Source organism: Rhizobium sp. X9, assembly GCF_018873185.1.
Taxonomy (GTDB): domain Bacteria; phylum Pseudomonadota; class Alphaproteobacteria; order Rhizobiales; family Rhizobiaceae; genus Agrobacterium; species Agrobacterium oryzihabitans.
In genome coordinates, this window is the sequence record NZ_CP071312.1 from 936,021 (window position 1) to 947,553 (window position 11,533).

11 protein-coding genes are annotated in these 11,533 nt (G+C 59.3%); 6 read left to right on the forward strand and 5 right to left on the reverse strand.

From position 1 onward, the window contains the following. Positions 1-468 (forward strand): NfeD family protein, encoded by a 468-nt coding sequence (locus tag JZY08_RS19245; protein ID WP_035242913.1) that lies wholly within the window; start codon positions 1-3, stop codon positions 466-468. 3 nt (positions 469-471) lie between these two features. Here the strand turns inward: JZY08_RS19245 and JZY08_RS19250 are convergent, their stop codons facing one another. Further along, positions 472-1,467 (reverse strand): SIS domain-containing protein, encoded by a 996-nt coding sequence (locus JZY08_RS19250; protein WP_216333197.1) that lies wholly within the window; start codon positions 1,465-1,467, stop codon positions 472-474. 73 nt (positions 1,468-1,540) lie between these two features. After that, a complete protein-coding gene (locus JZY08_RS19255; protein ID WP_082185329.1) occupies positions 1,541-1,906 on the reverse strand; it encodes a PAS domain-containing protein in 366 nt (121 codons plus the stop codon). A gap of 414 nt (positions 1,907-2,320) precedes the next feature. Here JZY08_RS19255 and uppP point away from each other — a divergent pair, with 414 nt between their 5' ends. After that, entirely contained in the window at positions 2,321-3,805 is a 1,485-nt protein-coding gene (gene uppP, locus JZY08_RS19260; RefSeq protein ID WP_216333199.1) for a polysaccharide biosynthesis protein UppP, read from the forward strand. Positions 3,806-3,879: 74 nt separating this feature from the next. On the opposite strand, the gene galU is transcribed toward uppP, so the two are convergent. Further along, positions 3,880-4,767: a UTP--glucose-1-phosphate uridylyltransferase GalU gene (galU, locus tag JZY08_RS19265; RefSeq protein WP_082185327.1), complete on the reverse strand. Its 888-nt coding sequence runs from the start codon at positions 4,765-4,767 to the stop codon at positions 3,880-3,882. A 195-nt stretch (positions 4,768-4,962) separates the two neighbouring features. Between galU and JZY08_RS19270 the strand changes: the two genes are divergently transcribed. The 4 genes from JZY08_RS19270 (at position 4,963) to JZY08_RS19285 (ending at position 9,716) form a co-directional block, all read left to right on the forward strand. Further along, positions 4,963-6,186 carry a lytic murein transglycosylase gene (locus JZY08_RS19270; RefSeq protein ID WP_035242914.1) on the forward strand — a complete coding sequence of 408 codons (1,224 nt, stop codon included), beginning with the start codon at positions 4,963-4,965 and terminating at the stop codon, positions 6,184-6,186. A gap of 64 nt (positions 6,187-6,250) precedes the next feature. After that, a complete protein-coding gene (locus JZY08_RS19275) occupies positions 6,251-7,486 on the forward strand; it encodes a DUF459 domain-containing protein (RefSeq protein ID WP_216333201.1) in 1,236 nt (411 codons plus the stop codon). A 206-nt stretch (positions 7,487-7,692) separates the two neighbouring features. Continuing rightward, positions 7,693-8,367, forward strand: a complete 675-nt coding sequence (locus JZY08_RS19280) for a response regulator transcription factor (RefSeq protein WP_035242915.1) — start codon at positions 7,693-7,695, stop codon at positions 8,365-8,367. Next, positions 8,364-9,716, forward strand: a complete 1,353-nt coding sequence (locus JZY08_RS19285; protein WP_082185325.1) for a HAMP domain-containing sensor histidine kinase — start codon at positions 8,364-8,366, stop codon at positions 9,714-9,716. The genes JZY08_RS19280 and JZY08_RS19285 overlap by 4 nt, the downstream gene beginning before the upstream one ends. Before the next feature lie 180 nt (positions 9,717-9,896). Here JZY08_RS19285 and JZY08_RS19290 read toward each other — a convergent pair whose 3' ends face one another. Next, positions 9,897-11,351, reverse strand: a complete 1,455-nt coding sequence (locus tag JZY08_RS19290) for a glutamate synthase subunit beta (RefSeq protein WP_216333203.1) — start codon at positions 11,349-11,351, stop codon at positions 9,897-9,899. A 15-nt stretch (positions 11,352-11,366) separates the two neighbouring features. Continuing rightward, complete coding sequence (locus tag JZY08_RS19295) at positions 11,367-11,525, reverse strand: hypothetical protein (protein ID WP_216333525.1); 159 nt, start codon at positions 11,523-11,525, stop codon at positions 11,367-11,369. Positions 11,526-11,533: the final 8 nt, after the last annotated feature.

An 11,533-nucleotide genomic window follows, 5' to 3' on the forward strand; every position in this document is an offset into this window, starting at 1 on the left:
ATGCTGCAACGGCTCGCCTCGGAATTTGGACCATGGAGCTGGTGGATCGTCGGCTTCATTCTGCTGGCCGCCGAACTCGTTGCTCCAGGGGTATTCCTGATCTGGATCGGCCTTGCCGCGCTGGTCATCGGCGCGGTCTCGCTGTTTTTGTGGGACGCGGCATTCTGGGCATGGCAATTGCAATTTGTGCTGTTTGCCGCCCTCTCCATCATCTTTGCCCTGCTTGGCCGGCGATATTTCGGCAGAAACCGGGAAACCAGCGACGAACCCTTTCTCAATCAGCGAGAGGCAAGCCTTGTGGGTCGCACCGCGACGTTGCAGGAGCCGATCGTTGAAGGGCGAGGCCGGATAAGGCTGGATGACACATGGTGGTCCGTCAACGGCGAGGATATGCCTGCCGGAACACGTGTCAGGATCGCGGCCGCGCGTGGTCGAACCCTCACGATAGAACCGCTCGACCGATCCTGACGGTCAGGCGACGCCGATCCGCAGAAGATCGTGGAAATGCACCAGTCCGATCGGCCGGTTGTCGTCATCGATGACGATCAGTGCGCCAATGTGGAATTTTTCAAGCGTCGCCAGAGCGCTGGTCGCCAGCACCGATTTTTTGACCGTTTTCGGATTGCGGGTCATGATGTCGTCAACCGTCAATTCGGCGAGGCTGCGCGACAGGTTGCGAGCCAGATCGCCCTCGGTGACGATGCCACACAGGCGGCCATCCTCGTCGAGAATGCCGACGCAGCCGAAATGCTTTCGCGAGAGAACGCCGACCGCTTCCGGCATGGCCGTACCCTTGGTGACCAGCGGCACGCGATCACCCGTATGCATGATATCGCTGACCAGCGTGAGGCTGGCGCCCAGTTTGCCGCCGGGATGAAACACCCTGAAATCGCCGGCCGTGAAATTGCGTGCCTCCAGAAGTGCCACGGCAAGGGCATCGCCCAGCGCCAGCTGCATCAATGTGGAGGTTGTGGGGGCGAGACCGAGCGGGCAGGCTTCCTGTTCATTGGGAACGAGAAGCACGATGTCGGAGGCTTTCGCCAGCGATGAGTTTTCGGAACAGGTGAGCGCGATCAGCGGAATGGAGAAACGGCGCGAATAGTTGATGATGCTGCGCAGCTCCGCACTTTCCCCGCCTTTGGAGATGGCTAAAACCACGTCATCACCGCCGATCATCCCCAGGTCGCCGTGATTGGCCTCCGCCGCATGCACAAAAAAGGCAGGCGTGCCCGTCGAGGCGAATGTGGCCGCGAGCTTCGCGCCTATATGTCCGCTTTTGCCGACCCCGGTGATGATGAGACGGCCATTTGACTGGCCGATGGTCTCGATCGCCTTGCAGAAAGGCTCGGAAAGACCGTTCCTGAGAGCGTCCTCAAGAGCGGCAAGGCCAGCCCGCTCCATCGAAATCGTCCGCACGGCGGATTCGATGGCATTGTCTTCGACCAGTTTGACGGCGCGCGTAATCATGGCCGACTGTTACTCTTTCACCCGGAATATGTCCACCCTCCAGCCGGCGAGCGCTGCTTTTTAGTGGCGCAAGTCAGTGCCGCAAGTCGGGCGGAGAAATTTCCTCAATCGTGCCAAGCCGCTTGAAAGGGATGTTTTCCTCGTCGACCAGATATCGCCCGACCGTCCTTACCCACGAGACCGTTCCGTCGCCACGGCGCACCGCATATTCCTGGCTGTAGAAGCTTGCGGCCTTCAGCGTGGTCAACGCGGTCTCGATGACGCGATTTCGATGATCAAGATCCACTTTTTCAAGCATCTGGAAAATGCTGATGCCCTGCATCGCCTGCCTCAGCGGAATTCCGAAGAGTTCAGCGCAGATTTCGTCGAGATAAAATCGGTCGTTGGTAATATCCCAGCAATAAAAACCAACCTGATTGATGTTCAAAACGGGATTCATGAAAAGAAACTGTCACAAAAAATAAAAATCAACAGGATTTGCTGAGCGCTTATGGCCAGCACCACGAATTATAGGACAATTCCGTGCCAAATTGAAACGTTTAAATCTTATCATATTAGAAATATTTTTCATTAAGGCATAGGTCTCCGAACAGTCCGGCCTCAGGAAATTGACCTGCCGGCGCGGACCAAAACGGCCGCTGACATCCCGCTGCCACCGCAACGCTGAAATCCCGGTAATCTTTATCAACTGTTAACCATAAAAAACCTATTGTTAAAGCGATGTTAAAACTTGCGTCGCCTGCCTGATCGCCGGTTTGTCCACATCATTTCTCCGGCCTGTCGCTCAATGGCCTGGAGAAGTGCTTGGCGAACTTTCGATCCGGCATCGGCCAAATTCGCCGGGTGAAGAGGAATGAATGTGAAGGGCGCCGCCACACGTCTGCCGACGTCGCGGAAAGCAGCAACCATGCTGCTTGCCTGCACGCTTCTTTGCACGTCCGGAAACGCTTTCGCACAGACTGCGGTCACGACACCCCTGCCCAATGCAGTTCCCTCCCGCGACGGAACGCCTCCCGGCACGCCGACAGCAGAGACTGAGGCGAATACGGCGCAGACCACTGCACCTGCGCCCGCGCCGCAACTGTGGCGCCCCTCGAACAATCCCGGCGATGCGATCTTCGAACAGCAGGACGAAGCGGGACAGCCCTATGCCGAGGCCGAAAATCCCTATGAGCCGACGGTAGACGGTGGCGAAAACCCGCAAATAGCGACCCAGCCGGGACAGACCCCCGGCATAAGGCTCGGCACATTCCTGTTGCGGCCATCGATCAGCCAGACGATCAACACGGAAAAACAGACCAATACCGGCGGCCCTTCCCGGCGCAACTATCTGACGACGGGCATACGGGGTACGCTGACCAGCGACTGGTCCCGCCACGCGCTGACGGTGACGGGTGATGGCGCCTGGGAGAGGAACTTCGGCAGCGACAAGGATGGCGAGGAGCCGAGGGCAAGGCTCGAGGCCGATCTGCGCCTCGATCTTGGTGAAGAAACAACCGCCAATCTCACGGCCGGTTACGAATTCAGCCGCGAAGATACGACAGATCCCAACGCTTTGACCGGTGCATCGGTGCAGGGTGGCGAACACCGCTTCACCGCCGGCGCATCGATCGAACGGGATTTCGGCAAGCTGCGCGGGCTTGCGGCGCTCGATCTGTCCCGAACGGTCTATACGGATGCGAAGGGCCTGAACGGCCAGCCAATCAGCCTCAGCGACCGCGACCAGAAAGCCGCGAACCTGCGTGGGCGCATCGGCTACGAATTGTCACCGGCCTTGATCCCCTTCCTCGAACTGAACGCCGGAACAACGAAGTATGACCGGCGTCTCGATAATTCCGGTTACGCCCGCTCCTCGAATTCCTATGGCGCGAAGATCGGAACCGAGGTCGATCTCGGCGAAAAGACGCGCGGTGAGGCCGCCATCGGTTACCTGCGCAAACAATATGACGACGACCGCCTTGCCGCCATCGGCGCGCTGACGCTGGACGGCGAACTGAACTGGTCACCCCAGCGCGGCACCAACGTCAATCTCGGGCTGCGCACGATGATAGAGGACTTCGCCGGCGGCCCGCAGGGCGGCTGGATCTCCTATCGGCTCGATGCCGGCCTGACCCACGAATTGCGCAGCAATCTGGTTGCACGATTGACGGGGCAGGTCGTCCACCGGACATTCCCCTCCTCTGACATCGAGAATGCGGTGGAATATACCGCAGGCGCCGGCCTGACCTGGGGCCTGAACCGCTATCTCGACCTGACGGCGGACGTCAGCTACCAGTGGACGCCGGTTTATGACAGCAGCGAACTGCGTTTCGGCGCCGGACTTGTCCTGAAGCGATAAACCGCTTCAAAACAGAAATCCCGGCGCAAGGCCGGGATTCCCATGACATATTTTGATGGCATATCTGGGCTGAATTACTTCAGACCTTCAATCAGGGCCTTGATCGGCTCCTCGATCGCAGGACGGATATCACCACGCTCCAGGGCGAAGGCAACGTTGGCGAGGATGAAACCATCCTTGGCGCCGCAATCGAAGGTCTGGCCGCGGAAATGATAGCCGGCAAACTCCTGCGACTGGGCAAGCGTCAACATGCCGTCCGTCAGCTGGATTTCGTTGCCGGCACCCCGTTCCTGATTTTCGAGAATGTCGAAAATCTCGGGCTGAAGGATATAACGGCCGTTGATGTAGAAATTCGACGGCGCCGTTCCCTTGGCCGGCTTCTCGACCATTTCGGTGATCTTGAAACCTTCGCCCACGGCATCGCCCACGCCGACAATACCGTATTTATGCGTCTGATCAGGGGCGCACTCCTGCACCGCGATGACGTTGCCGGCGGTCTGGTCGTAAAGTTCGACCATGCCCTTCAGGCAGCTTTTCTGCGAGTGCATGATCATGTCAGGCAAAAGCACGGCGAAAGGCTCGTCGCCGACGATGTCACGTGCGCACCATACCGCGTGGCCAAGGCCGAGCGGCACCTGCTGGCGCGTGAAGCTTGCCGTGCCCGCCTTGGGCAGAAGGCCGGCCAGCAATGTCAGCTCGGCATTCTTGTTGCGCTCGCGCAGCATCTGTTCGAGTTCAAATTGAATATCAAAATAATCTTCGATCACGGCCTTGCCGCGGCCGGTGACGAATACAAAATGCTCGATGCCCGCTTCCGCCGCCTCGTCGACGACGTATTGAATGACAGGCTTGTCGACGACGGTGAGCATCTCTTTCGGAACCGCCTTGGTTGCGGGCAGGAAACGCGTGCCGAGACCTGCGACCGGAAATACGGCCTTCCGAATTTTCTTCTGTTCTACCACATATCCCTCCTGAGAGATAAAACTTGATCACAATCCCCGCACGCTGTTGTTATTTCAAAAATAACAACGTTTTGTAAAGGGTGACGCTACCATCTATTAATGGTAAAGAATTTGTTGACGTTCTTTTGTTATCCATGACGACGCCCGATGCGTTTTCGCAATCGAAATGACATTCGAGAGAACGAAAGACTGACGATGATAAAGATGATCCTTTCAGGTGTCCGCAAATTCGGCTGCATGATGGTTGCAGGTTTGGCAATCTCGCTGGCGCCCGTTTCTGCTCACGCAGATGCGGGGTTCAGACAGTGGATCAACCAGTTCTACGCAACAGCCGCCAAAGAAGGCATTAGCAAGGCCACATATCAAAAGGCCTTTGCCGGCGTCAGCGAGCCGGATCCGGATGCGCTGCGCAAGGCGACTTTTCAGCCGGAATTCACCACCCAGATCTGGGATTATCTCGATTCCCGCGTGAACCCCTATACGGTGCGGATCGGCCGCGAGATGAAGATGAAGCATGCGACGACCCTGAACTGGATCGAGCGCAACTTCAACGTCGACAAACATATCATCCTTGCCATCTGGTCGATGGAATCCAATTACGGCGCCGTTCTCGAAAAGCCGGAGCGACTGCACAATATTCCGCAGGCGCTGGCCACACTTGCCTATTCCGACCCCAAGCGCGCCAAATTTGCGCGCACGCAATTGATCGCCGCGCTCAAAATCCTGCAGGCGGGCGATGTGACGCCCAAGCAGCTGACGGGCTCCTGGGCGGGCGCGATGGGTCACACCCAGTTCATTCCGACCAGCTATCTGCTTTATGCGGTGGATGCTGATGGCAACGGCAAGCGCGATATCTGGCACTCGGTTCCCGACGCGCTGGCAACGGCTGCCAATCTTCTTTCCCGGAATGGCTGGGAGCCCGGCCGGACCTGGGGTTACGAGACCGCAGTGCCGCGGGGCGGCGCGCGTTACGAAGGCCAGACGAAGACGATTGCCGAATGGGCAAAGCTTGGTTTTGCCCGCCCGAACGGCAAGAATTTCACCCGCGGCTCCGACCGCGCGATGCTGAAATTGCAGGGCGGCGCAAACGGCCCCGGGTTCCTGATGATGAAAAACTTCTTCACTATCAAGAAATACAACGCATCGGACAGCTATGCGCTGGCAGTCGGCCTGCTTGCCGACGAGATCGCCGGTTATGGCGGCATGCAGCAGAAATGGCCACGCCCGGATGGCACGCTCGATATTCGTGAAAAGTTCGAACTCCAGACCCGCATGAAGGAACTGGGTTATTACGACGGCGAGATCGACGGCAATTTCGGCTCCGGTTCGAAGGCTGCCATCAGCGCCATCCAGTCGCGCATGGGCATGGAAAATGACGGCCAGCCGTCGCAGCGATTGTTGAGAGCCCTGCGCAACTAATAGTGTGCCGGCAAATTCGGCGACGGTCGTTACCGCCGCCGAGCCATCCGGAAAGGTTGATGTCATGAGTAGGACACCTGCTGCGAAACGCGGAAAGACAGGCTGGCGCTTCTGCGTCATCATTCTTTGTGCGGCCATCTGCGCCCCGCTCGTGCCGTCCGAAAGCTTTGCCCAGGAACAGCGGCGCACCCTGTTCGAAATGCTGTTCGGCAGGCCCGTGGGCCGGGAGGATGCGCCGAGCCGCGAATACCAGCCGCGCAACCGCCGGGATTTCCCATCGGCCCCGCGCGAAAGAGCGGTCACTCGTCCGCAGCCCGCAAGAAAAGCGCCTTCGGTGGTTCAGATGCGAACCATAAAACCGGAGCCGGCCGCCAAGCTTGAAAATGCAAGGCGCGTGCTGGTGGTCGGCGATTTTCTGGCCGGCGGCATGGGCGAAGAACTGGTCAACGCCTTTGCCAGTTCGCCGGCAATTGCCGTGGATGTGCGGGCAAACGGCTCTTCCGGCCTCGTTCGCACCGATTATTACGACTGGTTCGCCAACCTGCCGCAGTTCATAAACGAAACCAACCCGGCCACGATCGTCATCATGATGGGATCGAACGATCGCCAGCAGATGCAGATCGGCGATATCAGGGAAAAATTCGGCACCGATGTCTGGTTCAAGGAATATGAGCGGCGGATCGATGAGCTTCTGACCATTGCCGGTCGCAAGAAGGTACCGCTGCTGTGGGTTGGACTGCCCGCTTTCCAGTCGCCGTCGCTCACGGCCGATCTCGTTGGCTTCAACCGGCTTTATCGCAGCCATGTCGAGAAATACGGCGGCGAATTCGTGGATGTGTGGGACGGTTTCGTCGATGAGGCCGGAAAATTCGTCATTACCGGTTACGACATGAACGGTCAGCAGGCGCGCCTGCGCGAGGCCGATGGCGTTGGCATGACAAGCGCCGGCAAACGCAAGCTTGCCTTTTACGTCGAGAAATTCGTGCGCAGGCACCTCGACAGCGCCGGGCCGGACCTCGTGAAACTGGATGGCAGCAATCTGCCCGCGCTCACCTCGCTGCCGGCACTCGGCATCGACGCGGGACAGGTGCGTACGCAACCGATCAGCCTCACCGATCCCAATCTCGATGGCGGCGACAGGCTGCTTGGCGACACCCCAGCGACAGCCGGGCCGACACGCGTATCGGTGGTGGAATCGCCGCGCGAACGGCTGACCAAGCGTGGCGAGATGGCCGATGCACCGGCGGGCCGTATCGATGACTATCGCATCGCCCCGGATGCGGCACAGGCCAGGCAATAGGCGCTATCAGACCGGCAAGAGCCCGTCAGGGCGTAATGTTTAGGCAATCCGAAAATGGCAGGATAAGTGAAGCTCTGCAGGAATGCGGCCTGTAACCGCATTTTCGCACGGCGATCTTTCTTCGACACATCCACGAAGCCGTCATTTTCATTTCATGCGCGACACCTTGCACGGAAAGCGCGCCCAGACATTGCCGAGAACAATTCATGCGCCTGCTGCTTGTTGAAGATGAACGCGAAATGGCAGCAGCCCTGTCCGCCGCCCTGCACCGGTTCGATATCATCGTGGACAATGTCGGCACGCTCGACCTTGCCCGCCATGCGATCATGGACGGCGTTCACGATCTTGTCGTGCTCGACCGGCAATTGCCGGATGGCGACGGCATCGAACTCATAGAAGATCTGCGCCTGCTGCCCGTCACCCCGCCCGTCATCGTGTTGACGGCGCAGGGAACGCTTGCGGACCGGGTGAACGGCCTGAACCTTGGAGCCGACGATTATCTCGGCAAACCCTTCGCCGTCGAGGAGCTTCTGGCCCGCATCCGCGCCCTGATGCGCAGACCGGCCGGCACCGTGACGATGACGGCGAAACTGGGCAAGCTGGAATTTTGCTTCGAAACCCGGGAGGTGCGCATCAAGGGGGAGTTCATTCCCCTGACGAGACGCGAGCTGCTCATTCTCGAAGCCCTGCTGCGCCGGCAGGGCAGGACGGTGCTGCGATCGGTGCTCGAAGAGGCCGTTTATAATTTCGACGACGAGATCCAGTCCAATGCGCTTGATTCCCACATTTCGCGCCTGCGCCGCAAATTGCAGGCGGCGGATGCGGGCCTCGAAGTCCACGGCATTCGCGGCGTTGGTTATCTTCTGAGGGCAGCCGCATGAAGCTGGCCGGGAGGAAATCGCTCAAGCGTCGCCTGACGATTCAATTGCTGCTGTTCCAGATCGGCAGCCTTTTCATCGTCAGTGCTGCGATCGTCGCTTATCTGTCGAGCGGCGGTGCAGGCAGCGCCCTGCTCAGCCCGCAGGCAGCCCAGATTACCGCCAATGCAATCGTGCGGGACAAGGACGGTCGACTGGTGCTCGAGGAGACGCAAGATTTCATCGAGATGCGCAGCAACATGCCCGATTTCTGGTTCGTCGCGGTCGGCGAAAAGGGCGATGTCGTGCAGGGCGGGCCAGTGCCCGAAGCATTCAATATGGATCAGCAGCTCAGCGATATCAGGGTTTCCGATGTGCGCGACGCGGCCTTGTCCTATTCCTATCTTGCCGTCGTGCGCATCGCCGTTGTCCGCCGCGTTTCCGGACCGGCGGGCGAGTTCGTCATGATCGGCAAAGGCGGTCCGTTCAGCATGACATTCCCGGTTCTGCTGTTCTCCAACATATTGATCCTGCCGATCCTCATTCTCATGTCCATCGTCACGATCGTGACCATTCCCTGGATCATTCGCAGGGAATTTCTCGCCCTTTCCACCATTGCGCACACGGCGGAAACCATCGATATCGACAAGCGCGGATATCGGTTACCGGATGCCGATATTCCACGGGAGGTGCAGCCGCTCGTTCATGCCGTCAACGGCGCGCTGCAACGGCTGGACGATGGTTATGAGCGACACAAGCGCTTCATCCTCGATGCCGCCCATGAATTGCGAACCCCGGTCGCCATTCTCCAGACCCGTGTCGAAACGCTGCTGGACGGGCCGGACCGGAGCAGGATATTGGCAGATGCCAGCCGTATCGCCGTGCTTGCCGAACAATTGCTCGATCTGCAGCGACTTGGTGGGCAAAAGGCGCCCCTCATCCCGCTTGATCTGGTCGGCCTTTGCAGGTCGGTCGTGGCAGATATGGCGCCGCTTGCAATCTCTCAAGGCTACGAGCTTTCGTTCGAGCCGGAAGAAGAGCCTATCCTCGCCCTTGCCGATGACGCCTCGCTGCAACGCGCCCTGATGAACATCGTGCAAAATGCCATCGAACATGGCGGCAATCGCGGAACGATCACCATAAAAGTGGGGGCCAACCGCGTGATTGACATCTCCGACGAAGGCAACGGAATTCCCGAAGAGGACCGGGAAGCCGTGTTCGACGCATTCCACCGGTTGAGGCCCAAGGATCGCGGCACCGGGCTCGGCCTCAACCTCGTGCAGGAAATCGTCCGCTACCATGGCGGAGAGATCACCATCAGTGATTCTCCCGCTGGCGGGGCCTCCTTTCGCATCAGCCTCCCCTATTGCTGAACCAGTCCTGTCTTTTGAAGCACGTAATATTATTGCAATTCTCAGGCGCGATATATTGTCCGTCCCCCTGAATGCGAGACCTCCATCGCGTTCCGGTTCTCCAGTCAAACAAAAGGCCTGTTGTGAAACACAACAGGCCTTTCTGTTTTCGTTACGACGGCTTGCGCCGCATCAACCGGCTCAGCGCGGCAGGACGGTTGCGCCCATCAGCGCCTCGTCGATTGCGCGTGCCGCCTGGCGGCCTTCGCGGATGGCCCAGACCACCAGCGACTGACCGCGGCGAACGTCGCCCGCCGCCCACAGCTTTTCGACCGAGGTCCTGTAGTCCGTCTCATTGGCGACCACATTGGTAGAGCCGCGGCGATCGGTGTTGAGCGTCAGCTTTCCATTCATTTCCTTCAGCACGCTATCGGTGAAGGGGCCGGAGAAGCCGATGGCGATGAAGGCGAGATCGGCCTTGATGATGAATTCCGTGCCGGCGATGGGCTTGCGCCGGTCATCCACCTGACAGCACTTCACGCCGGTCAGAACGCCGTCTTCGCCAACGAATTCGAGCGTGGCGACCTGGAACTCGCGAATGGCGCCTTCGGCCTGCGAGGACGACGTGCGCATCTTGGTTGCCCAGAAAGGCCAGACCGCGAGTTTGTCTTCCTTTTCCGGCGGCATCGGGCGGATGTCGAGCTGCGTGACTTTCACCGCACCCTGGCGGAAGGCCGTACCGACGCAGTCAGACGCCGTATCGCCGCCGCCAACAACGACAACATGCTTGCCGCCGGCGAGGATGGGATCGGCAGGCCAGCCGATGCTGTCGATGTTTTCGCGGCCAACGCGGCGGTTCTGCTGTACGAGGTAAGGCATGGCGTCATGCACACCCTGAAGCTCAGCACCGCCGATACCGGCCGGACGCGGGGTTTCCGAACCACCGCAATAAAGAACGGCATCGTGGTCGGCCAGAAGCGCCTCGACCGTTACATCCACGCCGACATTGACGCCGCAATGGAAGGTGACGCCTTCACCCTTGATCTGCTCGACACGGCGATCGATGAAGTTCTTCTCCATCTTGAAATCCGGGATGCCGTAACGCAGCAACCCGCCGGGCTTGGATTCACGCTCGTAGACATGCACTTCATGACCGGCGCGGCCAAGCTGCTGTGCGGCGGCCATGCCCGAGGGGCCGGAACCGATGACGGCAACTTTTTTCCCGGTGTGGATCGTCGCCGGCTTCGGCACGATGAAGCCCAATTCATACGCCTTGTCGGCAATCGCCTGCTCGACGGTCTTGATGGCGACCGGTGCATCCTCGAGGTTCAGCGTGCACGCCTCCTCACAAGGCGCGGGACAGACGCGGCCGGTGAACTCCGGGAAATTGTTGGTGGAATGGAGGTTGCGGATCGCCTCTTCCCAGTTGTTGTTATAGACCAGATCGTTCCAGTCGGGGATCTGGTTGTGCACGGGACAGCCGGTCGGGCCGTGACAATAGGGAATGCCGCAATCCATGCAGCGTGCCGACTGCTTCTGCACCTCGGCATCCGACATCGGAATGGTGAATTCGCGGAAATGGCGGATACGATCCGATGCGGGCTGATACTTGCCCACCTGCCGGTCGATCTCCAGAAAACCTGTAACCTTGCCCACGTTTATGTCCTCACATCAAAGCGGAGCGCCTGTCGGGCCCCAGTACCAGGTGGCGAAACCGAAAACCGCCCCCAGCACGATGAACTCAAATCCAGTCTCGCCGCTCGTCCAGTAGACCGCCGTTGGAACGGCGGCCGCGATCATCAGCGAGACCAGTTGGTGTAGTATCCTCACGCGGCGGA